Below are 24677 nucleotides of genomic sequence, written 5' to 3' on the forward strand. Positions count from 1 at the left end.
CCTGTGACCGTCATGACTTCGCGTGCCGCCCTGTCGGTGGCCGAACCGCTCGCCCGTTTCATCGAGGACCGGGTGCTGCCGGGGCTGGAAATCGCGCCCGAGGCGTTCTGGGCCGGGGCGGCGGCGATCTTCGAGCAATTTGTGCCCGAGAATCGCTCGCTGCTCGACACGCGCGACGAGATGCAGGCGCGGCTCGATGGCTGGCATGGCGACCATGCGGGCCAGCCGATCGACCCGGCAGACTATCAGGCGTTCTTGCGCGAGATCGGCTATATCGTCCCCGAACCCGGCGACTTCACGATCGGCACCGAGAATGTGGACGCAGAGGTGGCGACGCTTGCCGGGCCGCAGCTCGTCGTGCCGGTCCTCAACGCCCGCTTCCTGCTAAACGCCGCCAATGCGCGGTGGGGGAGCTTGTACGACGCGCTTTACGGCACCGACGCACTGCCCGGCGAGGCGCAGCCCGGCGGGTATGACGCCGAACGCGGGGCACAGGTCGTCGCGGCGGCCAAGGCGTTCCTCGACCGGGCGGTGCCGCTGGTGGGCAAAAGCTGGGCCGAACACACAGAAGGCGCGCTGATCCTCGCCGATCCTGCGCAGTTCGTGGGGCAGAACGGCGCGAACCTGCTGCTGCGCCACCACGGCCTGCATATCGAGGTGGTGATCGACCGCAGCCACCCGGTCGGCCGCGACGATCCGGCGGGGATCGCCGACGTGATCCTCGAATCGGCGCTGACGACGATCGTCGACCTCGAGGATTCGGTCGCGGCGGTGGATGCGGAGGACAAGGTCGCCGCCTATGCCAACTGGCTGGGCCTGATGAAGGGTGACCTGGAGGAGACGTTCGACAAGGGCGGGCGGACCGTCACCCGGGCGCTCAATCCCGACCGCGAATACCGGGTCGGCGACCAGCCGCTGACGCTGCCGGGTCGCAGCCTGCTCTTCGTGCGCAATGTCGGCCACCTGATGACGACGCCAGCGGTGCATCTGGCCGACGGGACCGAGGCGCCCGAGGGTATTCTCGATGCGATCGTCACCAGCCTAATCGGCCTCTACGACCTGCGCGGGCTCGGCCGCTTTCGCAACAGCCGCGCGGGCTCGATCTACATCGTGAAGCCCAAGATGCACGGGCCGGACGAGGCGGCGTTCACCAACCGCCTGTTCGACGCGGTCGAGGATCTGCTCGGCCTGGGCCGCCACACGATCAAGGTGGGCGTGATGGACGAGGAGCGGCGAACCTCCGCCAATCTCGCCGCCTGCATCCATGCGGTGAAGGACCGGATCGTCTTCATCAACACCGGCTTCCTCGACCGCACCGGCGACGAGATCCATACCGCGATGGCGGGCGGCGCAGTGATCCCCAAGGGCGAGATGAAGGGGAGCGCGTGGATCAAGGCCTATGAGGATCGTAATGTTCTGATCGGCCTTCGCCACGGCCTTGGCGGACGGGCGCAGATCGGCAAGGGCATGTGGGCGGCGCCCGACCGGATGGCCGACATGCTGCGCGAGAAGGTCGCGCACCCGCAATCGGGCGCGTCGACCGCCTGGGTGCCGAGCCCGACCGCCGCGACGCTGCACGCGATGCACTATCACGAGGTCGACGTGGCCGCGCGGCAGGCGGCGCGGGCGGAGGAGCCGGTGCCGGGGCTGGGCAAGTTGCTCGACGTGCCGCTGGCGACGGGCCGCAACTGGTCGCGCGAGGAGATCGCGCGGGAGCTCGACAACAATGCCCAAGGCATCCTCGGCTATGTCGTGCGCTGGGTCGATCAGGGCGTCGGCTGTTCGAAGGTGCCCGACATCAACGATGTGGGACTGATGGAGGACCGCGCGACGCTGCGCATCTCGTCGCAGATCCTCGCCAACTGGCTGCGTCACGGTATCGCGAGCGAGGAGGAGATCGAGGCGGCGCTCCGGCGCATGGCGGCGAAGGTCGATGCGCAGAATGCGAGCGATCCGGCCTATCGCCCGATGGCGGGGCACTGGGAGGACAGCCTCGCCTTTCAGGCGGCGCGCGCGCTGGTGTTCGAGGGTGGGCATCAGCCCAACGGCTATACCGAGCCGCTGCTGCATCGGTTTCGGCGGCAGATAAAGGCGGGGCAGCACTGAGGCGTCAGGCGGCGGGCTTCACCAATGTCACCTGTGCCACGGTGATGCCGCCGCCGCGGAAGCCGCCCTCGCAATACATGAGGTAATAGCGCCAGAGATTGCGGAACGCGGCGTCGAGGTCGGCGGGGAGCCGCCCCTCGGCCTCCGCGCGGTCGAATGCGGTGCGCCAGCGATGCAGCGTTTCGGCATAATCGAGGCCGAAGGCGTGGGCGTCCCGCCATTCGAGGCCCGCGCGCTCGGCGATCGCGCGGAAGCGGCTTTCGGAGATCAGCATCCCGCCGGGGAAGACATAGCTCTGGATGAAGTCGACGTTGCGTGCGTATGCCGCGAAGATCGCATCGTCGATCGCGATATACTGGATCGCCGCGCGGCCGCCGGGTTTCAACAGGCGCGCGACGGCGGCGAGATAGTCGGGCCAATAGGCCTCACCCACCGCCTCGACCATCTCGATGCTGGCGATCGCGTCATAGGTGCCGGTCGCGTCGCGATAGTCGGTCAGCGACACCTCGACATTGGGAAGGCCGAGCGCGCGGACGTGCGCCGCCTGCTCGGTCGAGAGCGTCAGGCCGTGGACATGCCGCCCGCCCTCGCTGGCGGTGCGCGCGAACGATCCCCAGCCGCAGCCGATTTCGAGGATGCGGTCGCCGGGCCTCGTCGCCGTCCGGTTGAGGATCGCGGCGAGCTTGCGGTGCTGCGCGGCCTCCAGCGGCTCGGCGGGGTCGGCGAAGATCGCGCTCGAATAGGTCAGCGTCTCGTCGAGCCACGCGGCGTAGAAGTCGTTGCCGAGGTCGTAGTGATAGGCGACGTTCTGACGCGCGCCCTTGCGGTCGTTGCGGCGCGCCAGATGCGCGATCCGGCGCGCGAGCCGCGACCAAGGGCGCGCGCGGGCGGTGTCGCCGAGGCCCTGCCGATTGGCGACGAACAGCTCGAACAGCGCGGTCGGATCGGGGCTGGCCCATTCGCCAGCCACCCACGCTTCGTACCAGCCCGACGAGCCGCCGGTGGCAAGGCGATAGAGCGCGCGCCAGTGGCGAAGGTCGACCACCGCCGCCGCGCCCGGCGCCCGCCCTCCCATCCGGCGAAACCCGCCGCCCGGCAGCGTCACGTCGAGCGATCCGGTCGCCAGCCCGCGGTCGATGCGGTCGAGCAGCGGCACGAACAATCGGTCGAGGCCACCGAGCAGCGTCCGGTTGACCTCGCCCGTCCGGCGTCCCCTGTTGCGAAGCATCCCGCTCATCCGCCGCCCCTTGGGCCAGCAGGGGCGGGTTAGGCAATCACTTCGTTTTCTTCGCCGCCTCCAGCGCGCGCTCGCGGGCCTCGCGGTGGCCGATGATCTTGGGCGGATAGGCCCTCGGTCGGCATCCCGCCTCGTCCGGATCGTGGATCGCGGCGTCCTTCAGGTCCTTGAGCTCGGGCACCCATTCGCGGATGTAGTCGGCGGCGTCGAACTTCTCCGACTGGGTGAGCGGGGCCATGATGCGCACGAACATGTTCGAATCGACTCCCGATCCGGCAGTCCATTGCCAGTTGACCGCGTTCGACCCGTAATCGGCATCGACGAGGCAGTCCCAGAACCACCGCTCGCCCTCGCGCCAGTCGATCAGCAGATGCTTGATGAGAAAGCTCGCCGTAATCATCCGCACGCGGTTGTGCATCCAGCCCGTCTGCCAGAGCTGGCGCATCCCGGCATCGACGATCGGATAGCCGGTGCGGCCCTGCTGCCACGCTTTCAGATCGTCCTTCGCGGCCTTGCCGGTCCGCCACGGCAGCTTGTCGAAATTGTCGCGCGCATTCTCGGTCGCATAGGCGGGGAATTGCAGGATGACGTTCTGCGCATAGTCCCGCCAGCCAAGTTCGGAGAGGAACGTCTCGACCGATCCGCCGGCGTCCGCGGTCTTGTGCCAAGCCTGCGCACCCGAAATCTCGCCGAAATGGAGATGCGGGGAGAGGCGCGAGCTGCCCTCGATCGATGGGAAGTTGCGTTCCTCATCATACTTGCCCGCATGGCGAATAAACGCGTCGAGTCGCTTGTGCGCGCCGTCCTCGCCCGGCTGCCAGTCGGCGAATCCCTTCGCCCAGTCGGGCTTGGACGGCAGCAGCGCCCAGTCGGCGAGCTGGTCGGAGGCGGGCCATTTGGACAGCGCGGGGATGTCGCGCGGTCGCTGGAGCGGATCGGCGGGCGGCATGTGCTGCTTCAGCGCGCGCCAGAAGGGGGTGTAGATGCGGAACGGCTTGCCCGCGCCCGTCGTGACCGAGCCGGGGCGGGCGAGGTAGTTGCCGTCGTGGCAGTAGAGTTCGAGGTCCTTCGCGACCGCTCGCTCGGCATTGCGCCACCACGGTTCCCAATGGCGGATGCAGTGGACGCGGGCGGCGCCGGTTTCCTTCGCCAGCTTTGCCAGCACCTCTGCCGACTTACCGCGGCGCAGGATCAGGCGCGATCCCTTGTCCTTCAGATCGGCGGCGAGGCTTTCGAGGCTGTGGTGCAGCCACCAGCGCGACGCGCCGCCCATCGCGTGATGCTTCGGCGCGTCGTCGTCGAGAATGTAGACCGGGATGACCGGCCCGTCCTGACACGCCGCGGCAAGCGCCGGCTGGTCGGCAAGGCGCAGGTCGCGGCGGAACCAGAGGATGACGGGATCGGGCATGCGGGCCTTTCGTGACGTGCGATGGCGACGCCCGTCGGCCTAAACCGTTCCCGCAGCCTCGCGACCCGGTCCAAGGGCGGTATCGCCCAGCATCGCCTGGCCCAATGCCAGGATCGAGGCGACGTGGCGCGCCGCTACCTCCATCCCGTCGCTGCCGTATCCGCCGCCGAGCGCGCTCGCGACGGGCAGCCGGCGGGCCAGGGCGAGGCGGGCGATCAGCCGCTCGCGCCGGGCAAGGCCGTCGAGGGTGAGCGACAGGCGACCCAGCCGGTCGCTCTCGAACGGATCGACGCCCGCCTGATAGAGGATCAGGTCCGGACCGAATCCGTCGATCATCGGCGTCAGCGTCGCCTCAAGCGTCGCCAGATAATCGTCGTCGGTCACGCCGTCGGGCAGGGGCACGTCGAGCGTCGAGACCGCCTTCCGCACCGGAAAGTTCTTCTCCGCATGGATCGAATAGGTGGCGATGCCCGGTCGCCCGGCGGTGAGTGCGGCGGTGCCGTCGCCCTGATGCACGTCGCAATCGACGATCAGCACGCGCCCGACCGTCCCTTCCTCGACCAGCCGGATGGCGGAGATGGCGAGGTCGTTGAACACGCAATAGCCCGCCCCCGTGTCCGCCAGCGCATGGTGACTGCCCCCCGCGGTGTTCGCCGCATAACCGCGTTCGAGCGCCAGCCGCGCGGCAAGGTACGTGCCGCCCGGCACGGCCTGCGACCGGGCAGCGACGGCGGGCGTCACCGGAAAGCCGATGCGCCGTTCCTTGAGCGGCGGCACGCGCGCCTCGATCACTTCGGCGACGTAATCGTCGTCATGCGCCGCCTCCAGCCAGCGGCGCGGCATCGGTTCGGGTTCATGCCAGTCGAGCGCGGCATCGCTCGCGCGGAGCAGGTCGCGGACGAGGCCGTTCTTGTTCCACTGGTATCCGCTGCGCACGGGGGCGGGGGCGACGTAATCGGGGTGGTGGACAATCGGGATCACGCATCCCTAGTTAGGCACCCTACGCCCCCCGCGCCAATCCCCGGAGCCGATATGTCCGACATCGCCGACCTGCCCTATCGCCCCTGCGCCGGCGTGATGCTGCTCAACGACCGGGGCGAGGTGTTCGTCGGCCAGCGGCTCGATTCGGTTGTGGAGGCGTGGCAGATGCCGCAGGGCGGGATCGACCCGGGCGAAGCGCCGCTCGACGCGGCGATCCGCGAATTGGGCGAGGAAGTGGGGATCACGCCCGACAAGGTCGAGCTGGTGGCCGAGGCGCCGGACGAGCTCTTCTACGACCTGCCCGAGGAGCTGATCGGCCGCATCTGGAAGGGTAAGTGGCGCGGGCAGCGGCAGCGCTGGTTCCTGTTCCGCTTCACCGGCACCGATGCTGATGTGAACATCCAGACCGCCGAACCCGAGTTCCGCGCCTGGCGCTGGGTCCAGCCGGAGGCGCTTCCGGAGCTGATCGTGCCGTTCAAGCGCGACCTTTATAAAAAACTCTTGTCGATCTTCGGCGAAGCGCTCCGCACGCACGGTGGATCGGTTCGCTGATCGAGCGGGCTTGCCCTAGCGTCATCCTGTCGCCGCCTTTGGGCGGTTAGGAGGCGACGATGCCGCTCTTGCAATCCTTCCCCCTTGTCGCCGTGGCGATCGTGTCGGGCGACGACCCGATCCAGCAGGCGCAGCCGGTGACGATCCCGGTCGAGCTCAAGGCGATGCTCGACGCCGCGATCGCCAGCGGGAACGAGGGCGAGGTCGACACGCTCGTCAAATACGCCAACCTGACCAAGATCCCCGCCGCCCCGGCGATGGCGCGGATCGCGCAGGCGTGGAAGAACGACCGCTATGCCAGCGCCCAGCAGCGGCTGCGCGAAGCGGACTTCCTCTCGCTCATCAAGGGGCGGGCAGAGGTCGCGGCGTTCCAGCAGGGCGGCAATTCGGACAATGTCGGCGTCTCCGCCAAGCTGGAAGTGACGCGCGAAGGGCTTCGCTGGCGCCACAAATGGATGGCGCAGGCGGACTATCAGGAAAGCTTCGGCGTCGTCTCGCGCGAGCGCTACGTCGCGGCGTACGAGCCCAACTACAAGGTCGACGACCGCCTCTATTTCTATGGCGCGGCGCAGTTCGAGGCGGATCGCTTCCTCGGCTATACCAGCCGCTATTCGGCGTCGGTTGGCGCGGGCTACACGCCGATCAAGCGGACGGGCATGTCGCTGGAGGTCGAACTGGGGCCGGCGTTCCGGCGCACCGACTTCATCGACCAGACGCTCGAAAACAACATCGCTGCGCGCGGGTCGGTCGACTTCGACTGGCAATTGTCGCCCAGCCTGTCGTTCCGTCAAGACGCCTCGGCCTATCTCCAGTCGGCGAACAGCACGATTTCGAGCGTGTCCGCGCTCAGCGCGAAAGTGCTCGGGCCGCTGCAGATGCAGCTTTCCTATGTGGTGCAATATGAATCGCAGCCGCCGGTGGGGCGGGTGAGCACCGACACAACGAGCCGCGCATCGCTGGTCTACGCCTTCTGATCGACGGTCGCGCGCCGCGAGCGCGGCTTGGCCGCCGACAAGGAATTGCCGCAGCGCCGATCCGCGCAGACGATGTAGGTTCCGGGTTCCAGACCGCTATAGAGGGACGCCGAGCATGACCATCGACGGGCGCACGCATGCCGGTCATGGAGCCGGACGACTGCGTTGATGCAGGGCGATCTTCTCTATTCGGTGGCCGGCCTGTTGGTCGGTATCCTCGTCGGCCTGACTGGCGTGGGGGGCGGCTCGTTGATGACGCCGCTGCTCGTCCTTGCCTTCGGCTTCCATCCGGCGACCGCGGTCGGGACCGATCTTCTGTATGCATCGGTCACTAAGTCGGTGGGGACGGTCGTCCACGGGGCGGGCGGCACGATCGACTGGCGCGTGGTGCGGCGGATGGCGGCGGGCAGCGTGCCTGCGACGATCTTGACGCTGCTGGTGCTTAGCCGACTGGACGTGACGGTCGGGGCGACGGCGCATGTGATTACCGTCACGCTCGGCCTCGCGCTGATCGCGACGGCGGTCGCGATCTTCTTTCGCGCGCAGATCGTTGCGGCGTTCGTTCGCTCGCGCCCGCCGCGGCCCGCGCGGCAGGTGGCGATCGCGACGGTGGTGCTCGGCGCGCTGCTCGGGGTGCTGGTCGCGCTTTCCTCGGTCGGGGCGGGGGCGCTCGGGATGACGGTGCTGCTGATCCTCTATCCCGAACTGCCGACCAATCGCCTCGTCGGGTCGGACATCGCGCATGCGGTGCCGCTCACGCTGATCGCGGGGACGGGGCACTGGCTGATGGGATCGGTCGATCTCGGCCTGCTCGGGTCGCTGCTGCTGGGGTCGGTGCCCGGCATCGTGCTGGGCAGCCTTGCCGCGCATCGTGTGCCCGACCGCGTGCTGCGCACCGTGCTGGCGGGGACGCTGGCAATCGTCGGGGCCAAGCTGCTCGCCTGATCGGCGCACGAAAAAGGGGCGGCCCGGTTCTCACCGGACCGCCCCCTTTTCACGTCCGCAATCCTCAGGCGGCGAGCTTGCGCAGCACGTACTGGAGGATGCCGCCGTTGAGGAAATATTCCAGCTCGTTGGCGGTATCGATGCGGCACTTGGTCATGAAGGTCTCCTTCGACCCATCCGCACGCGTCAGTTCGACCTCGACGTCCTGCCGCGGCTTCAGCGAAGCGACGCCGCGGATTGTGAACGTCTCGTCACCGGTCAGACCCAGCGTCTGGCGCGTCACGCCCTCGGCAAAGACCAGCGGCAGCACGCCCATGCCGACGAGGTTCGAGCGGTGGATCCGCTCGAAGCTCTCGGTGATGACTGCGCGCACGCCGAGCAGATTGGTGCCCTTCGCCGCCCAGTCGCGCGACGAGCCGGTGCCATACTCCTTGCCGCCGATGACGACGAGCGGGGTGCCGTCCGCCTTGTGCCGCTGCGCCGCGTCATAGATCGGCATGACTTCCGCGCCATAGCGGGTCATGCCACCCTCGATGCCGGGGACCATCTCGTTCTTGATGCGGATGTTGGCGAAGGTGCCGCGCATCATCACTTCGTGGTGGCCGCGGCGCGCGCCGTAGCTGTTGAAGTCGCCCTTCGAGACCTGATGCTCCATCAGCCACTTGCCCGCGGGGCTGTCGGCCTTGATCGAGCCGGCGGGGCTGATGTGGTCGGTGGTGATCGAATCGCCGAGAATCGCGAGCGGCTTGGCCTCGACGATGTCGCCCACCGGCGCAGGCGTCATGTCCATGCCCTCGAAATAGGGCGGGTTGGCGATGTAGGTGGAAGCGGGCGGCCAGGCATAGGTGTCCGACCCCTCGACGCTGATGCCCGCCCAGTGGCGGTCGCCGGCATAGACGTTCGAGTAACGCGAGCGGAACATCTCGTCGTCGATGTTCGCCTCGATCACCTCCCGAACCTCGTCGTTCGAGGGCCAGACGTCCTTGAGGAAGACGGGACCGTTCGTTCCCTCGCCGAGCGGGGTCGAGTAGATATCCTCGGTCACCGTGCCCTTCAGCGCATAGGCGACGACGAGCGGGGGCGAGGCGAGGAAGTTGGCGCGCACGTCGGGCGACACGCGGCCCTCGAAGTTGCGGTTGCCCGACAGGACCGAGGCGGCGACGATGTCGTTGCCATTGATTGCGGCCGAAATCGGCTCGGCCAGCGGCCCCGAATTGCCGATGCAGGTGGTGCAGCCATAGCCGACGAGGTTGAAGCCGACCGCGTCGAGGTCTTCGCTCAGCCCTGCCTTGTCGAGATAGTCGGTGACGACCTGGCTGCCCGGCGCGAGGCTGGTCTTGACCCAGGGCTTGGGCTTGATGCCGAGCGCGCGCGCCTTGCGAGCGACGAGGCCGGCGGCGACGAGCACCGAGGGGTTCGAGGTGTTGGTGCAGCTAGTGATCGCGGCGATCACCACATCGCCGTCGCCGATGTCGTGGTCCTTGCCCTCGACGCCGACGCGGGCGGGCGCGTCCTTCTTGTAGACGCTGGCGAGGTCGCCGTTGAACACGTCGTCCACATCCGTCAGCGGCACCCGGTCCTGCGGACGCTTCGGCCCGGCAAGGCTCGGCACCACGGTCGACATGTCGAGCTCGAGCGTGTCGGTGAAAACGGGATCCTCGGCATCGTCATGGCGCCAGAAGCCGTTGGCCTTGGCATAGGCCTCGACCAGCGCGACATTCTCTTCCGAGCGCGCGGTGAGGCGCATATAATCGAGCGTGCGGTCGTCGACGGGGAAGAAGCCGCAGGTCGCGCCATATTCGGGCGCCATATTGGCGATCGTCGCGCGATCCGCGAGGCTCATCGAGGCGAGGCCGGGGCCGTAGAACTCGACGAAGCGGCCGACGACGCCCTTGGCGCGCAGCATCTGCGTGACCGTGAGCACGAGGTCGGTGGCGGTGATGCCCTCGGCCAGCTTGCCCGTCAGCTTGAAGCCGACGACCTCGGGGATCAGCATCGAGACCGGCTGGCCGAGCATCGCCGCCTCCGCCTCGATCCCGCCGACGCCCCAGCCGAGCACGCCCAGGCCGTTGACCATCGTCGTGTGGCTGTCGGTGCCGACGAGCGTATCGGGATAGGCGATGGTCGCGCCGTCAGGGGCGGTCGACGACCAGATCGCCTGGCTGACGTACTCGAGGTTCACCTGATGGCAGATGCCGGTGCCCGGCGGCACGACCGAGAAATTGTCGAGCGCCTTCGATCCCCACTTCAGGAACTCGTACCGCTCGCCGTTGCGCTGATACTCGATCTCGACATTGTTCTCGAACGCCTTTGGCGTGCCGAACTCGTCGACCATGACCGAGTGATCGATGACGAGGTGGACGGGAACCTGCGGGTTGATCTTGGCCGCGTCGCCGCCAAGCTTGGTGATCGCATCGCGCATCGCCGCCAGATCGACGACGCAGGGAACGCCGGTGAAGTCCTGCATCAGCACGCGCGCGGGGCGGTACTGGATCTCGCGGGTCGAGCGGCGCTCCTTCTGCCAGTCGACGATCGCCTGCGCGTCGTCGGGCGTCACTGTCACGCCGTCCTCGAAGCGCAGCATGTTCTCGAGCAGCACCTTCATCGAGAAGGGCAGTCGGCTGACGTCACCGAGCTTCGCCGCGGCCTTGGCCAGGCTGTAATATTCGTAGGACTTGCCGCCGACGGTGAGGGTGTCGCGCGTGCCGAGCGTGTCGTTGCCGATGGCGGTCATTCAATGCCTTCCCGGTCGTGTCCGGTCGCGGCGGGGAGGCGGCCAGGGGGCCGCGCGGGCGCAACCGGCGATGTTGCGAATGCGAAGATTCGAGCGGGCCTTAGCAAGGGGGCGGGCCGCGGGGAAGGGGGGCGCTATCGATCCTCGGGCCGGGGCATAAGTTCGAGGGGCCGTGAGCGAGGGTACGATATCGTGCCGTTCACGCTGAATGGGTTCAATCGTCCCTTAATCGATTTCGGCTAGTCCGAAATGGACCATGCGCACGACCGCCCTTCGAACGATCGCTCCCGATCAATTGTGCCTCGGCATGTTCGTCCACGGGTTCGAGGGATCGTGGACCGATCATCCGTTCTGGCTGACGCGCTTTCTCCTGACCGAACAGAGCGACCTCGACCGGGTCCTGGCGAGCGACGTGGCGGGCGTGGTGATCGACGAGCGGCGCGGTCTCTCTCTTGGCGATGCGCTGCCGCCGCCTGTGGTGGAACGGGAGCCGTTAACGCTGCCGCGCGCCCTGCTGGCGACGCACGCGGCGGCAAGTTTCGAGGACGAGCGCGCACGGGCGCAGACCTTGGTGGCAAGCGCCAGCCGCGATATTGCGGGCCTGTTCGCCTCGGCCCATGCGGGCGAGATGCTGCGCCTCGACGCCTTCGTGCCGATCGCCGCCGACGTCATCGCTTCGATCTCTCGCAATCCCTATGCGCTGATCGCGATCACGCGGCTGAAGAAGCGCGACGAATATACCTATGTTCACTCGCTGGCGGTCAGCGCGCTGATGACTGGGCTTGCCCGAACGCTGGGGCTGACCGAGCAGGAGGTGTTCGAGTTGGGGCTGGCGGGCCTGCTCCACGACATCGGCAAGATGGTCGTGCCCGACCACATCCTGACCAAGCCCGCCTCGCTGACCGATGAGGAATTCGCGCTCATCCGCACGCATCCCGAACAGGGCTATCTGCTGCTCAGCCGGCACGGGGGCATGAGCGAGATCATCCTCGACGTGTGTCGCCATCACCATGAGCGGATCGACGGATCGGGCTATCCCTTCCAGCTGAAGGGCGAGGCGATCAGCCGCTGGGCGCGGATCGCGGCGGTCTGCGACGTCTATGACGCGCTCACCTCTGCCCGCGTCTATAAAAAGGCCTGGTCGCCCGCCGATGCGATCGCGCGCATGGTCGAATGGATTGGGCATTTCGATCGTGAGATCCTGTTTGCCTTCATGAAGACGGTGGGCGTGTTTCCACCGGGGCTGCTCGTCCGGATGCGGTCGAACCGGCTGGCGGTGACGTTGCCGAACGGGCGGCGTGCTTCCCGGCCGAGAGTGCGGGTGTTCTGGGACTGCCGGGCGCGGGCGCCGCTGCTGCTGGAGGAACTGGTACCCGAGGAAAACCTGTCGGGCGATCAGATCATGAGCGAGGAATATCCGCTCGACTGGGCCTTTATCGACTGGCCTGCGCTGTCCGAGCGACTGATCGCCGGGGACGGCAGTGCCCTGTTATCGGGTGAGCGCCGCGTGGCCTGATCGCTCAGGCGGCGGGCACCAGTTCGACCACGTCGACCTGCGATTCGAACCGCGGCCAAGGGAGCGTCAGGCGCCAGCGTTTCTCGCCGACACGCTCGATCACGCCCGCCATGTCGCGATCGGCGTCCTGACCATAGTCGAGCGCGCGGCTTTCGTCGCCGAGAACCAGCGTGCCGAGGAACACCTGACGTGTCGGGCTGTCGGGAAAGAGCAAGCCGACGGGGCGCTGCGACCCGGTTTCCTTGAACAGGCTCTTGAGCTCACCCTCGTCGCCGACGCGGCAATCGAAATAGGGATAGGCGACATAGGCAAGGCCGCTGGCGCTCGCCGAGCCGAGCTTGAACACGCGGCAGCGATAGCGGCCGGAGGGCGGGGCGGGGTCGGCGAGCGCGCGATCGGGGTCGAAGAGCGCGCCCTGCGCCGTAACTTCAGCCGGGTTGGCGCGGCGCGCGGCGGGGAGCGCCGCCATCCAGGCATCGCGCCAGCGGCGGATGCGGTCGCGGTCGGCGTCAGTGGCGACGACGCGCCAGTCGGTGGCGGTCGCATTCCTGATCGGCGCGGGCTTCGCGGTCGCGCTCCGAACCTCGGTCCGGTCGCCGCCACCGCCGCACGCGGCGATCGCAAGGGGAACGCCGAGGACGGCGGCTCTTTTCAAAAAATGGGTACGCACGGGCGCTATCATGACGCCCGGTGCGCCGGGGTCAATCGTGCATTTCCGACGGCGCTTTCATTGGCCATACCCCGGCGCAGGCCGGTGTCCAGTGGCGGATCGTCTCGAAAGAAGCGCGAGCTCGCCCAACTGGACCCCGGCCTTCGCCGGGGTACGCTCAAACGTTACGCCGTCCAGCCGCCGTCGATCGACAGGTTGGCGCCGGTGATCTGCGCGGCTTCGTCGCGGCAGAGGAACAGCGCGAAGGCGGCGACCTGTTCGGCGGTGACGAACTCCTTGGTCGGCTGCGCCTCCAAGAGCACGTCGTTGATGACCTGCTCGCGGGTCAGGCCGCGCGTCGACATGGTGTCGGGGATCTGCGCCTCAACCAGCGGGGTCCAGACATAGCCGGGCGAGATCGCGTTGGCGGTGATGCCATAAGTCGCGGTTTCCAGCGCCACGGTCTTGGTCAGGCCGGCGATGCCGTGCTTGGCCGCGACGTAGGCGGCCTTGTTGGGGCTGGCGACCTTCGAGTGAGCGGAGGCGGTGGAGATGATCCGGCCCCACTTCTTCTCCTTCATGAACGGCACCGCGGCGCGGATGACGTGGAAGGCGGAGGTGAGGTTGATCGCGATGACCGCATCCCATTTGTCGATCGGGAAATCCTCGATCTTCGACACGTGCTGGATGCCGGCATTGTTGATGACGATGTCGGGGCCGCCCAGTTCGTCATGCGCGCGCTGGACCATCGCCGCGATCTGATCGGGCTTGGTCATGTCGGCGGCATCGTAGAGCGCCTTTGCCCCGCTCGTGGCTTCGAGCGCGGCGCGCTCCTTCTCGATCGCGTCCGCATCGCCGAAACCGTTGATGACGACGCTCGCCCCCTCGGCCGCCAGTGCCTTGGCATAGGCCAGGCCGATGCCCGAGGTGGAGCCGGTGACGATGGCGGTCTTGCCCTTGAGGAACATGGGGACGCTTCCTTAGCCGTGGGGATGACGGGGTGTGAGGTCGAAGGCGGCGGTGCGGCCGTCGACGATGTTTTCGGCGAGCACGCGGCTGTTCGCCATCGTGTCGGCAACGGCGTTGCGGCCCGCCTGCCAATGCTCGCGCATCGTGCGCTGCGAAAACTCGTAGTCGCGGCTGCCGCCCTCCCACGCATTGGCGCGGTGGATGAGCTGGACGAGTGACAGCGGGTGTTCGGTGGCGAGCGCGGCCAGCGCCTCGACATCGGGATCGTCCGCCATGCCGCCCGGCAGCTTGTCCAGCACGCGGCGGATCGCGTCGCGCACATCGCGGCGGCGCACCGCCTCTGCCGAGACCCAGCGGGTGCGGCTCGAATACCGGATCTCCTTTTCGCGGGCCATCACGTCCATCAGCGTGCGCGGCGGCTCGGCGGTGGAGGAGAAGAGGTCGCACTGGAACACCAGCATCGGCTGATCCTGATGGTCGAGCACGTGGGTCAGCGGGGTGTTCGAAACGAGGCCGCCGTCCCAATACAGCTTGCCGTCGATCTCCACCGGCGCGAACCCCGGCGGCAGCGCGCCCGAGGCCATGATGTGCCGCGCGTCGAGCCGATCGCCGAGGCGATTGTCGAAGTAGCGGAAATTGCCCGACTGGATCTCGACCGCGCCCACCGACACGCGTACCGGCCCGTCGTTGAGCAGGTCCCAATCGACCAGCCTGTTCAGTGTCTCGACCAGCGGCGCGGTGTCATAGAAGCTGAGCGCGCCGCAGGTGCCGGGCACCGCCAGCGCCGGCGGCCAGGCGCGCGGGCGAAAGAAGCCGGGGACGCCGAAGCTTGCCACCGCCAGCGCCGACCATTCGTGGACGGCCTCGCGGATGCGCTCGTCCTCATAGATGGGGAAGCTCGGCAGCGCGCCCGTCACCGTGTCCCAGAAAGCGCGAAGGCGCTCGACACGCTGCTCCGGCGGATTGCCCGCGACGATCGCGGCGTTGACCGCGCCGATCGAGATGCCCGCGACCCAGTCGATCTCGACCTCGCTCGCCGCCAGCGCCTCGATCACGCCCGCCTGGAAACTGCCAAGTGCGCCGCCGCCCTGAAGCACCAGCGCCACGCAATCAGGGAGCGGCATCGCGGCCGTGCGGCGGCGTTTCGCGGGCGGGGGCGCTTCGGCATCGGCCATGGCAGGGGTTATGGGTTCGATGCTGCGACGCGGCAATGGCGGGGCGGATGAAAAATCGGTCATGTGCCTTGCAACGGCGAGGGTTGCTCAAGCATTTGAGGGCGTAACGATCAAACCAGATAAAGGGCGGGCCGATGCGCCTCGACGATTTCGATCCCAGCGACAATGTCCGCGACCTGGGCTCCGGCGGTGGCGGGGGCGGCGGGTTTCCGCTGCTCGGGCTGCTCCCCCTTTTCCTCGGGCGCGGCATGGGTTGCGGCGGCATCGGCCTGCTCGTCGTCGTGGGGATCATCTTCCTGTCGATGGGCGGCCTCGGCGGCCTGACCGGCGGCGGGCAGGCGCCGACGACGAAGAGCGGCGCGCCGACCAGCGGGGCGAGCGTCTGCAACACTGCCGAGCGGCGCTTCTCGTGCCAGGTGCTCGCCTCGACCGAGCAGACCTGGGGCAAGCTGTTCCAGGCGCAGGGGCAGACCTATCGCGAGCCGACGCTCAACTTCTATCAGCGCGGCGTCTCGACCGGGTGCGGGTCGGCGACCTCGGCGGCGGGGCCGTTCTATTGCCCGCCCGACCAGGGCGTCTATCTCGACACCAGCTTCTTCGACGAGCTTCAGACCAAGTTCGGCGCGGCGGGTGATTTCGCTCAGGCCTATGTCATCGCGCATGAGGTCGGCCACCACATCCAGAACCTGACCGGCGATGCGCAGCGCGTCAGCCAGGCGCAGCGCACGCTGCCCGAGGCGCAGGGCAATGCGCAGTCGGTGCGGCTCGAGCTTCAGGCCGATTGCTATGCCGGCGTCTGGGCCGCGCAGAACAGGGACCGGCTGGAACCCGGCGATATCGAGGAGGGGCTGCGCGCCGCCAACGCGATCGGCGACGACACGCTCCAGCGCGAGGCGGGCGGCACGGTGGTGCCGGACAGCTTCACGCATGGCACCTCGGCCCAGCGCGTGAAGTGGCTGCGCGTGGGCTTGCAGAGCGGCAATCCCGCCGCCTGCGACACGTTCAACCAGCCGATATGAGCGTCGCGTTCCGCCGGGAGGACGACGACGCGCACCGCGAGCCGACCTTCGAACTGCCGCTGCCGCCCGGCCCCAACCTCGTCACCGCACGCGGCCTTTCGCTGATCGAGGCGCGGGTGGCGGAACTGGAAGCGGCGGTCGAGGCGGCGTCGGACGACGAGCAAAAGGCGCTCCGCCGCGACCTGCGCTACTGGCACGCCCGCGCGAGCACGGCCGAGGTGCAGCCGCTGCCGGCCGGGGATGCCGTGGCCTTCGGTACGCGCGTGACGTACCGCCTCAACGGCCAGACCCGCACGGTGACGCTCGTCGGCAGCGACGAGGCCGATGTGACCGACGGCGCCATCCCGTTCACCGCGCCGATTGCACAGGCGATGATGGATGCAGAACCGGGCGAAGCAGTGGACTATCAGGGCCGGGAGGGGGCGATCGAGGTGGTGGCGGTGGAGGCGGTTTAGGCGAGGTAACCTACCTATCCTCGGCTAATGCCTCGTTGCCGATGAAACCGAGCTTTACGTCGTCGCCTCGCGCTGTGACGTACATCAGCGCTGCGATCACGCACGAGACCCGATTTTCTTCTGCTTTGTTTCGATACTCGAGGCGGGGTTGAGCAATCACGCCCGCAGTCCCTTGCTTGAAGACTGATCCGGGGGCCAATCCGCAATGGCGCTCCAGCGCTTCGGTAAACGCCTTGTCAGATTTGAACGTCGAGCGGTCGGGAATATTATCGGAAACCCCGTATTTCTTGAGTTCTGCTCGCGCGTCCGCCAGCATCGCCGGCCGAGCGGCCTCTAGCTGTCGCGCCTGATATGCTTGCTGAAGGTCGCGATCGGCGAACAAGACGATTTCGAGGCCAGCCGCCCTTCCGATACAATCCAGGTTCGCCGCGGACGCGCCGGCCGTAGCGCTGATCTCGATAAGCACGCTTTGCAACTCGTCTTTGAAGCTGACTTTGAAGCCCGTCTTCTGAAGGCCGCACCTCTCCAGCGTTTGAGAGATGACCTGCTCTGTGGCCGGTTGCGAGGTTTGGGGAAGGGCGATCATCGCGCAACGCTAGCACAGCTCTCGAGGCTCGCAATTGGCTGCGCTGGCGGCTTGCCACCGCACCCGCACTCAGGAACAACCACGGCATCCGCACCGCGCATAACCGCGGGCGATTTTGGGGAGTTTCCAGATGCCGTTGTTCCTGCCGCTCGCGCTTCAGGTCGTGTCGCCCGCCGCGGCGCCTGTGCCCGCCACGACTTATATCCTCGCGGGTCGGGTCATCGACCGGCCGGGCAGGCCCGCGCGCGGGGCGACGACGATCGTGGTGCGGGACGGGCGGATCGTCGAACTGATCGACGGCCACCGGCCGCCCGCCGACCGCGGCGGCGTCATCGACCTGTCGAGCCAGACGGTCCTGCCCGGCCTGATCGACGCGCATGTCCACCTCGCCTCCGACCGGGCGGGGCAGGAGGGGCTGCTGTCCGAGTTCACCGAGGGGCCGCAGATGCATGCCTATGAGGCGCAGTGGAACGGCATGAAGACGCTGCGCGCAGGCTTCACCACCGTGCGCAATCTGGGCGACGACGGCGCGACGCTGGCGCTGCGCGATGCGATCGCGCGGGGGTGGACGACGGGGCCGCGGATCGTCGATGCGGGGCGGTCGATCTCGACCACGTCGGGCCATATGGATGCGCGCCTCGGCCTCAACGACGATCTGCGCGATCATCCGCATACCGACAATCTGTGCGACGGGGTCGAGGAATGCCGCAAGGCCGTCCGCACCCAGATCGGCCGCGGGGCGGACGTCATCAAGATCGCGACGACCGGCGGCGTCAACAGCCGCATCGGCGCGGGCCTCGGCGCCCAGATGTTCAACGACGAGGCGAATGCGATCGTCCAGACCGCGCACCTCTATGGCAAGAAGGTCGCGGTCCACGCGCACGGCGCCGACGGGATCAAGGTGGCGATGGCGGCGGGCGCGGACTCGATCGAGCACGGCACGCTGATGGACGACGAGGCGATCGCGATGATGAAGAAGGCCGGCGCCTTCTACATCCCCACGCTGTCGACGGTGAACGGCTACAAGGAGCGGATCGCGCGCGACCCGAACGCCTATCCGCCCGAGGTGCGCAAGAAGATCGACTGGCGCATTTCGATCACCGGCAAGGCGCTGGAGAAAGCAGTGCCCGCGGGCGTGCGCATCGCCTTCGGCACCGATGCCGGCGTGTCGAAGCACGGCCGCAACGCCGACGAGTTCGAACTGATGGTTCAGCACGGCATGGCCCCGGTACAGGCGATCCAGGCGGCGACGGTGAACGCCGCCGAACTGCTGGGGCTGGCAAGCGAGATCGGCTCGCTGGAGCCGGGCAAGGCCGCCGACCTGATCGCGGTGGCGGGCGATCCTCTGAGCGACGTGCGCGTGCTCAAGTCGGTGGCGTTCGTCATGAAGGGCGGGGCGGTGGTGCCGCTCCAGCCGTGAGTCCGACGGAAAGCGCGATCCGCACCGCGCGCCTCCACTGGAACGCCGCGATCGCGGCGGACGACGTGGAGGGCGCGGTCGGGCCGGTCACGCGCGATTGCGTCTTGGTGCCGGCGGGCGGCGAGCCGCTGGTCGGCCGCCCGGCGATCGTGCGCGCGTGGCGGCGGCAGTTGGCGGACGGCGCCCGCTTCGTGCGGGAGGTCGAGCGGGTCGAGGCGGGCGAGGGCGTCGCGGCGGAACTCGGGCGGTGGCGCAGCAACGCGGGGCTGGCGGGCACCTACCTCGCCGAATGGCGGGAGGGCGGCGAGGGGTGGCGGTGTTCGCGCGAGCTGTATGTGCAGCTGAAGGGATGAGCGCGTGATGCAGCTCCATGATGACGCTGGACCCTGGACGCTGGACCGGCATCTCACGGCCAGCCGAACGGCGATTGCGCAGATCGCGGGCGATCCCAACGCCGACACCCTCCAGCCGGTCTGCCATCATTTCAGTGAGATCGACCCTGTTGATCCCGAGCACGCCAGCGTCGAGCGCACTTACGCTGCTCTGACGCCGCGGTTCGTCGCAATCGGCCTTGAATTCGCAGCCGATCGGCTGGAAGCGTGGGAGCAAGCCCGTCCGACCCTAAACTGGGTGGCGGACCGCGTTCCGGCACTCATGGAAGCGGCCTCGGGGGCCGGCTTGCTATATGAGGGCTGGAGCTGGGAGCCGCGTGGACGGAAGCCGATCTGCGCGACCGCGTTTGAGATTATCAACAATCGAGCCGATTGACCGGCCGGAGAAAAGAAGCGGGATCCCGGATCAAGTCCGGGATGACGTGGGAAAACCGACCGCTTCGACCTCGACCGTCACCCTGCCCCTGAGCCGAGCTCCCGCTTCTCGCTTACTTCTTCGGCTTGCGGAACCGGATCGTCATGCGGTCGCTCTCGCCGATCGCGATGTATTTCGCGCGGTCCTGATCCTTGAGCGCGAGCGTCGGGGGGAGCGTCCAGACGCCGCCCGGCCAGTCGGCGGTATCCTTGGGGTTGGCGTTGACCTCGCTCTGGCCGAGGACTTCGAACCCGGCCTTCTTGGCAAAGCCGATGACCGAGGAGGTTTTCATATAGCCGCTCTTCTCTTCGGCGGCGGCGTCGCGCGCCTCGGGCAGGCGGTGCTCGACCACGCCGAGCGTGCCGCCGGGCTTCAGCATCCGGAAGGCCGAATTGAACACCTGCTGCGCCGCGTCCTGACCGCCGAAGCGCCAGTTGTGGACGTTGCGGAAGGTGAGGACGACATCGGCACTGCCCGCGGGCACGGCGTCGAACCCGTTTGCGAGCTTGACCTTGCCATAGACGGCGTTGTTCGCCGCGATCAGCTTCTGCACACCGCCCAGCGCTTTTTCGGGCGCGGCGACCCAGAGCTGGCCCTTGTCCTTCAGATAGGGCGCGAGGATTTCGGTGTACCAACCGCCGCCGGGATAGAGCTCGACCACGGTGTCGTTGGGTTGCACGCCGAAGAAGGACAGCGTCTCGACCGGGTGGCGCGCGCCGTCGCGGGCGACGTTGGCGGGGGTGCGCGTCGGGGCCGCGACCGCGGCCTTCAGCGCCGCACGCTGGTTCTGCGGCGCACCGATCGCGACGCTGGCGACGGCGACCGCCGTGGTGGCGATGGCAAGGACGGCGACGGTCTCACGCATGATCTTCCCCCGGAAATGGCAATATTCGTCGGCCCGCCGCAGGGGCGGCAAGCTGGCTTTACCTGAACCAGCAAGTTGGTTGAAGGTTTCCGCCATCCGCTTGTCAAGGCGAACATTCCGCGCCGGGAACATTCTTTTTCACGTTCGGTTGTTGGCTCATTCATCAACGGAGGGAACCGAGACATGATCGAGGAACGCACGACCTATAGCGACCAGCCGCACACCACGACCGTGATCGAGCGCAAGAGCGGCGGGGGCGGCACGATCCTGATCGGCGTGGTTCTGCTGATCGCGGTCATCATCGGCGCCTTCTACCTCATGAACCAGAACCGCAACGAGAGCGCGCAGACCAAGGCGATCACCGGCGCGGCCGAGAGCGTCAGCGACGGCGCCAAGAAGGTTGGCGACGCCGCGCAGAAGGCGGTCGAGTAAACCTCAACCGCGCACGCAGGCGTCGAGGCGCTCGCGCCGGACGATGCCGATGCGGCGCGTGATCGTATTGCCATAACGGCGGGTGAAACCCTGAGGGGCGACACCCGCCCTTTTTTTCGGCAGCGGCAGGACCGCGGCGATCCGTGCGGCCTCCCGCTCGGTCAGGCGGTCGGCGCCATGGCCGAAATAGCGGCGCGCGCCGGCCTCGACGCCGTAAGTGCCGATTCCCGTCTCGGCGACGTTCAGATAGACTTCCATGATCCGGCGCTTGCCCCAGATCGCCTCGATCAGGACGGTGAACCACGCCTCTGCCGCCTTACGCGCATAGCCGCCGCCCTGCCACAGGAAGACGTTCTTCGCGGTCTGCTGGCTGATCGTCGAGCCGCCGCGGATCCTGCCGCCGCTGGCATTGCGGATCGCCGCCGCCGCGATCGCGGTATAGTCGAAGCCGTGGTGCGCGCAGAACGCGCTGTCCTCGCCCGCGATGACCGCGCGCGCCATGTCGGGGTCTATCTCGTCCAGCGAGCGCCAGTCCTTGGTCACGCTGCGCCCGGCGAGGATGTCGCCCGCCATGGTGAGCGTGAAGGGTGGCGGCACGAAGCGATAGAGCGCGACGAAGGCGAGGCTGAGCAGCACGAACGCGATCGCCGCCTTCGCCAGCCAGCCCGAGATGCGCCGGCCCCAGCCGCCGGGTTTCTGCTTGATCGCGCTCTTTGCCATCGCACTTGCGTTAGCGCGGGGCGACGGCGGCGCAAACGGCGAATTGCGGGGCGCCGCGTTCCCCATTAGCAACGCGCGCATGGCCCGCCCCGAAGCCCCGCGCGCATGACCGCCTATGCCTATCGCGCCGCGACTCGAGAGGGGAGCTCGCGCAAGGGGATCATCGAGGCGTCGTCGCCCGCCGCGGCGCGCGCGCTCCTGCGCGAGCAGGCGCTGCTGCCCTTGTCGGTCGAGCCGGCGAACGATGCCGGGCCGGCGGTGGGCGGGCTCAAGCTGCCGTCGCTCCGCCGCCGCGGGCTGTCGGCGCGGCAACTGGCGACGGTGACGCGGCAGATTTCGACGCTCGTCGGCTCCGACATCACGATCGAGGAATCGCTGCGGCTGGTGGCGCAGCAGTCCGAGGTGCCCGCCGTCACCGCGCTGCTGACCGACGTGCGCGGCGCGATCCTCGACGGGCGCAGTTTCGCCGCGGCGCTCGGCCTCCATCCGCGCGCGTTCCCCGAATTCTATCGCGCGTCGGTGGCGGCGGGGGAGCAGTCGGGGCGGCTGGCGAGCGTGCTCGATCACCTCGCCGAGTTTGTCGAGAACCGGCAGGCGAACGGACAGAAGCTGCAACTGGCGCTGCTCTATCCCGCCCTGCTGGCGTGCGTCAGTTTCGGGATGATGGTGTTGCTCATGGTCTATGTCGTCCCCGACATCGTCCGCGTGTTCGTGTCGCGCGGGGCGGAGCTGCCGTTCCTGACCCGCGCGCTGATCGCGGTGAGCGCGTTCATCCAGCATTACGGGCTCTATGTCTTGCTCGCCGCCGCGACGACGTTCCTGCTCTATGGCCGCTGGGCGCGGGTGCCGGCCAATCGCCTGCGCGTGCATCGCTTCTTCAGCGAGACGCGGCCGTTCGCGCGGTTCAGCCGTCAGTTCAACGCCGCGCGCTTCGCCGGCAGCCTCGCGACGCTGGTCGAGAGCGCGGTGCCACTGGTCGAGGCGCTTCAGGCCGCAGCGGCAGTCACCCCCAACCTGTTCGTGCGCGAAAAGGCGCTCGCGATCGCCGCGCGGGTGCGCGAGGGGATCAGCCTGCGCGCGGCGATGGCCGAGAGCGGGGTGTTCCCGTCGATGCTCGTCGCGATCGTCGCGTCGGGCGAATCGAGCGGGCGGCTGGCCCCGGCGCTCGGCCGCGCATCGGGCGAGCTGGAGCGCGAGCTCGACGCGCTAGTCGCGACGCTGGTCGCGCTAGTTGAGCCGATGGTGCTGCTGTTGATGGGCGGACTGGTGCTGATGATGGTGCTGGCGATCCTGCTGCCGATCATCAACCTCAACAATCTGGTGCAGATTTAGGGTTCCCGGACGTCAAGCCCATCCCTTCCAGGGAGGGAAGAAAGGCTAGGCCCGCCGCTCGACCACCACGCAGCTCGCATTATCGCTACCGTCACGGGCGACAGCGTTGGCGACGAGACGCGCCGCACAATCCTCGATGCCGAGATTGAGCGGCGCGTCGCCGGGGGCGAGCGAGCGGTAGCAGCCATCGCTCGCGAGCATCAGTCGCTCGCCGGGGGCGAAGTCGATGCGGAGGCGCTCGACCGGCGCCGGATCGCCGGCGCCGAGCGCGCGGGTGACGACGTTGGCCTGCGGGTGGTTGTCGGCCGCCACCGCCTCGATCAGGCCGGCGGCGACGAGGTCGGCGACGAGGCTGTGGTCGCGCGTCAGCGGCACCGCACGCGCCGCCTCCAGCCGATAAGCGCGGCTGTCACCGGCCCAGAAGAGCGTCGCGCCCGCCGCGGTTGCCAGCAGGACGACGATCGTGGTGCCGCCGCCCTGCATCGCCGGATCGGCGCGCAGGCGATGGTCGGCTTCTGCGATCGCATCGGCCACGCCCTCCTCGTCCACTGCGCCGCGATCGGCGAGGGCCGACAGCGCCGCGATCGCGGTTTCGGCGGCAAGGTCGCCGCGTGCCATCCCGCCCATGCCGTCGGCGACGGCCCAAAGCCCGCGGTCGGGCCGATCCAGCGTCCGGTCCTCGTTCACGCGCCGGACGCGCCCGACATGGCTGGCGGCGGCGGAGGCGAATGCGCCGGTGTGCGGCGCGGGCGGCGCGGCGCGGCGCAGGCGGCCGAGGATCGCGATCACCCGCGCCGACGCCCGAGCTCGCGTTCGGTCCGGTCGTATCCTTCGACGAAGGCGCGATCGAGCGAGCCAGGCTCGCCGCCCTCGACTTCCCTGGTCAGCGCCGCGTGGCGTTCAGCTACGGCATCGCGCAGGCCGGCGCCCCGGCCGGCGAACAGGCCGCGCTTGCTCCCCTCGTCGAGCTTGGCCGGCTCGAAGCTGTCGATCGCGGCGCGCAGACTCGCCTGAAGCCCCGCAAACGTCGCGACGAGGTGGCGTTTCACATCCTCGAACGATGCCTTGAGCGCGGCCGGACCCGACAGGAAGCCGCTGGGGCCGGCGAGCAGCAGATCGATAGCGAGCCGCTGCGACGGCGCCCATTTGAACGGATTGTTGCCCTCGCCCCCGATCGTCGTGCGGGCAAGGCTGTAGCGGGCGCGTGCCTTGTCTCGCTCGGACATAAGGTCGCCGACGCCGAGCAGCATCTGGCGATAGAGCGCGCCCGCGCGGCGCATGATCTCCTCCGGCTCCTCGCTAGACAGGAGCGAGGCGTCGAGGCCAGCGCCCTCACAGAACGCCTCGAGCAGCGAGCCCTCGGTATAGGGCTGGACGGGCGCCGCGTCCTGCCAGTCCGCGGGAACGGGCAGCGTCGCATCAAGCGGCGGCAGCGATACGAGTGTGCGGCTGGCGTCGTGCCCGGTGTCGGCCATCGGCGCCCGCGTTGCCACCAGGCGGAAGCGGCCGAGCCGCCACGCGGCGGGGGTGGCGACCAGCGCGGGGCCGTCCTCGGCCACCCGCTCGCCCGTCGCCTCGTCGATCATGCCGTTGGTCCCCAGCACTTCGAGACTGAGCGCCCCGCGTACCGCACTCAGGCGGCAGTGACGGCGCGACAGCGCACAGTCGGGGTCGGCGACTGTCCAGTCAGCCTCGCCATCGCGGCCAAGCATCAGGCTGCCTTCGCCCAGCAGCCGCGCTTCGACCGGATCGGGGGAGGCGGCATCGTCATAGAGTTGAAGGAGATACATCGGCT

Annotated in this window: 24 protein-coding genes; 12 read left to right on the top strand and 12 right to left on the bottom strand. The window is 68.3% G+C overall.

Annotated features, from left to right (window positions below):
- The first annotated feature begins 12 nt into the window (after nucleotides 1–12).
- On the top strand, nucleotides 13–2106 hold the full coding sequence (locus FHR19_RS05140) for a malate synthase G (RefSeq protein ID WP_184025938.1): 2094 nt from the start codon (nucleotides 13–15) through the stop codon (nucleotides 2104–2106).
- Nucleotides 2107–2110: 4 nt separating this feature from the next.
- Here FHR19_RS05140 and FHR19_RS05145 read toward each other — a convergent pair whose 3' ends face one another.
- The 3 genes from FHR19_RS05145 to FHR19_RS05155 are packed head-to-tail and all read right to left on the bottom strand — an operon-like array spanning nucleotide 2111 to nucleotide 5732.
- Nucleotides 2111–3343, bottom strand: a complete 1233-nt coding sequence (locus tag FHR19_RS05145) for an SAM-dependent methyltransferase (protein ID WP_184025142.1) — start codon at nucleotides 3341–3343, stop codon at nucleotides 2111–2113.
- Between the two features lie 37 nt (nucleotides 3344–3380).
- Entirely contained in the window at nucleotides 3381–4751 is a 1371-nt protein-coding gene (locus FHR19_RS05150; RefSeq protein ID WP_184025145.1) for a cryptochrome/photolyase family protein, read from the bottom strand.
- Nucleotides 4752–4790: 39 nt separating this feature from the next.
- Nucleotides 4791–5732 (bottom strand): arginase family protein, encoded by a 942-nt coding sequence (locus tag FHR19_RS05155; protein ID WP_184025148.1) that lies wholly within the window; start codon nucleotides 5730–5732, stop codon nucleotides 4791–4793.
- 51 nt (nucleotides 5733–5783) lie between these two features.
- On the opposite strand from FHR19_RS05155, the gene FHR19_RS05160 reads away from it, so the two are divergent.
- From FHR19_RS05160 to FHR19_RS05170, 3 genes are all read left to right on the top strand, one after another.
- The gene (locus FHR19_RS05160) at nucleotides 5784–6284 is read left to right on the top strand and encodes an RNA pyrophosphohydrolase (RefSeq protein WP_184025151.1); all 501 of its coding nucleotides are present in this window, start codon (nucleotides 5784–5786) and stop codon (nucleotides 6282–6284) included.
- Nucleotides 6285–6343: 59 nt separating this feature from the next.
- The gene (locus FHR19_RS05165; protein ID WP_184025154.1) at nucleotides 6344–7258 is read left to right on the top strand and encodes a DUF481 domain-containing protein; all 915 of its coding nucleotides are present in this window, start codon (nucleotides 6344–6346) and stop codon (nucleotides 7256–7258) included.
- Nucleotides 7259–7426: 168 nt separating this feature from the next.
- Nucleotides 7427–8203, top strand: a complete 777-nt coding sequence (locus FHR19_RS05170) for a sulfite exporter TauE/SafE family protein (protein ID WP_184025157.1) — start codon at nucleotides 7427–7429, stop codon at nucleotides 8201–8203.
- 64 nt (nucleotides 8204–8267) lie between these two features.
- Here FHR19_RS05170 and acnA read toward each other — a convergent pair whose 3' ends face one another.
- Nucleotides 8268–10937 (bottom strand): aconitate hydratase AcnA, encoded by a 2670-nt coding sequence (acnA, locus tag FHR19_RS05175; protein WP_184025160.1) that lies wholly within the window; start codon nucleotides 10935–10937, stop codon nucleotides 8268–8270.
- A gap of 256 nt (nucleotides 10938–11193) precedes the next feature.
- On the opposite strand from acnA, the gene FHR19_RS05180 reads away from it, so the two are divergent.
- Nucleotides 11194–12453: an HD-GYP domain-containing protein gene (locus tag FHR19_RS05180; protein WP_184025163.1), complete on the top strand. Its 1260-nt coding sequence runs from the start codon at nucleotides 11194–11196 to the stop codon at nucleotides 12451–12453.
- 4 nt (nucleotides 12454–12457) lie between these two features.
- On the opposite strand, the gene FHR19_RS05185 is transcribed toward FHR19_RS05180, so the two are convergent.
- From FHR19_RS05185 to FHR19_RS05195, 3 genes are all read right to left on the bottom strand, one after another.
- A complete protein-coding gene (locus FHR19_RS05185) occupies nucleotides 12458–13123 on the bottom strand; it encodes a DUF4893 domain-containing protein (protein WP_343053168.1) in 666 nt (221 codons plus the stop codon).
- A gap of 164 nt (nucleotides 13124–13287) precedes the next feature.
- Nucleotides 13288–14070, bottom strand: coding sequence for a 3-hydroxybutyrate dehydrogenase (locus tag FHR19_RS05190; RefSeq protein WP_184025169.1), 783 nt, complete (start codon nucleotides 14068–14070; stop codon nucleotides 13288–13290).
- 12 nt (nucleotides 14071–14082) lie between these two features.
- Nucleotides 14083–15246: a patatin-like phospholipase family protein gene (locus FHR19_RS05195; RefSeq protein ID WP_184025172.1), complete on the bottom strand. Its 1164-nt coding sequence runs from the start codon at nucleotides 15244–15246 to the stop codon at nucleotides 14083–14085.
- A gap of 134 nt (nucleotides 15247–15380) precedes the next feature.
- On the opposite strand from FHR19_RS05195, the gene ypfJ reads away from it, so the two are divergent.
- Together ypfJ and FHR19_RS05205 are read left to right on the top strand one after the other, a co-directional pair.
- Nucleotides 15381–16265, top strand: coding sequence for a KPN_02809 family neutral zinc metallopeptidase (ypfJ, locus tag FHR19_RS05200; protein WP_184025175.1), 885 nt, complete (start codon nucleotides 15381–15383; stop codon nucleotides 16263–16265).
- On the top strand, nucleotides 16262–16720 hold the full coding sequence (locus FHR19_RS05205) for a GreA/GreB family elongation factor (RefSeq protein ID WP_184025177.1): 459 nt from the start codon (nucleotides 16262–16264) through the stop codon (nucleotides 16718–16720). Before ypfJ ends, FHR19_RS05205 begins: the two co-directional genes overlap by 4 nt.
- Nucleotides 16721–16730: 10 nt before the next feature.
- Here the strand turns inward: FHR19_RS05205 and FHR19_RS05210 are convergent, their stop codons facing one another.
- Nucleotides 16731–17306 carry a hypothetical protein gene (locus tag FHR19_RS05210; protein ID WP_184025179.1) on the bottom strand — a complete coding sequence of 192 codons (576 nt, stop codon included), beginning with the start codon at nucleotides 17304–17306 and terminating at the stop codon, nucleotides 16731–16733.
- Nucleotides 17307–17436: 130 nt separating this feature from the next.
- Here FHR19_RS05210 and FHR19_RS05215 point away from each other — a divergent pair, with 130 nt between their 5' ends.
- The 3 genes from FHR19_RS05215 to FHR19_RS05225 are packed head-to-tail and all read left to right on the top strand — an operon-like array spanning nucleotide 17437 to nucleotide 19494.
- On the top strand, nucleotides 17437–18726 hold the full coding sequence (locus FHR19_RS05215; protein ID WP_184025181.1) for a metal-dependent hydrolase family protein: 1290 nt from the start codon (nucleotides 17437–17439) through the stop codon (nucleotides 18724–18726).
- On the top strand, nucleotides 18723–19079 hold the full coding sequence (locus FHR19_RS05220) for a DUF4440 domain-containing protein (RefSeq protein WP_184025183.1): 357 nt from the start codon (nucleotides 18723–18725) through the stop codon (nucleotides 19077–19079). The genes FHR19_RS05215 and FHR19_RS05220 overlap by 4 nt, the downstream gene beginning before the upstream one ends.
- Before the next feature lie 4 nt (nucleotides 19080–19083).
- Entirely contained in the window at nucleotides 19084–19494 is a 411-nt protein-coding gene (locus FHR19_RS05225; protein ID WP_184025186.1) for a hypothetical protein, read from the top strand.
- A 112-nt stretch (nucleotides 19495–19606) separates the two neighbouring features.
- Here FHR19_RS05225 and FHR19_RS05230 read toward each other — a convergent pair whose 3' ends face one another.
- A complete protein-coding gene (locus tag FHR19_RS05230) occupies nucleotides 19607–20398 on the bottom strand; it encodes a class I SAM-dependent methyltransferase (protein WP_184025189.1) in 792 nt (263 codons plus the stop codon).
- Between the two features lie 183 nt (nucleotides 20399–20581).
- Here FHR19_RS05230 and FHR19_RS05235 point away from each other — a divergent pair, with 183 nt between their 5' ends.
- Complete coding sequence (locus FHR19_RS05235; protein WP_221228350.1) at nucleotides 20582–20830, top strand: hypothetical protein; 249 nt, start codon at nucleotides 20582–20584, stop codon at nucleotides 20828–20830.
- 3 nt (nucleotides 20831–20833) lie between these two features.
- Here the strand turns inward: FHR19_RS05235 and mtgA are convergent, their stop codons facing one another.
- Nucleotides 20834–21550, bottom strand: coding sequence for a monofunctional biosynthetic peptidoglycan transglycosylase (gene mtgA, locus FHR19_RS05240; RefSeq protein WP_184025191.1), 717 nt, complete (start codon nucleotides 21548–21550; stop codon nucleotides 20834–20836).
- Between the two features lie 105 nt (nucleotides 21551–21655).
- Between mtgA and FHR19_RS05245 the strand changes: the two genes are divergently transcribed.
- A complete protein-coding gene (locus tag FHR19_RS05245) occupies nucleotides 21656–22882 on the top strand; it encodes a type II secretion system F family protein (RefSeq protein ID WP_184025194.1) in 1227 nt (408 codons plus the stop codon).
- Nucleotides 22883–22927: 45 nt separating this feature from the next.
- Here the strand turns inward: FHR19_RS05245 and FHR19_RS05250 are convergent, their stop codons facing one another.
- Both FHR19_RS05250 and FHR19_RS05255 read right to left on the bottom strand, forming a co-directional pair.
- On the bottom strand, nucleotides 22928–23671 hold the full coding sequence (locus FHR19_RS05250; RefSeq protein ID WP_184025197.1) for a protein phosphatase 2C domain-containing protein: 744 nt from the start codon (nucleotides 23669–23671) through the stop codon (nucleotides 22928–22930).
- A complete protein-coding gene (locus FHR19_RS05255) occupies nucleotides 23668–24672 on the bottom strand; it encodes a type VI secretion system-associated FHA domain protein (protein WP_184025200.1) in 1005 nt (334 codons plus the stop codon). Before FHR19_RS05255 ends, FHR19_RS05250 begins: the two co-directional genes overlap by 4 nt.
- Nucleotides 24673–24677: the final 5 nt, after the last annotated feature.

Source organism: Sphingomonas yantingensis (assembly GCF_014199325.1).
In the GTDB taxonomy this organism is placed as follows: Bacteria; Pseudomonadota; Alphaproteobacteria; order Sphingomonadales; family Sphingomonadaceae; genus Sphingomonas; species Sphingomonas yantingensis.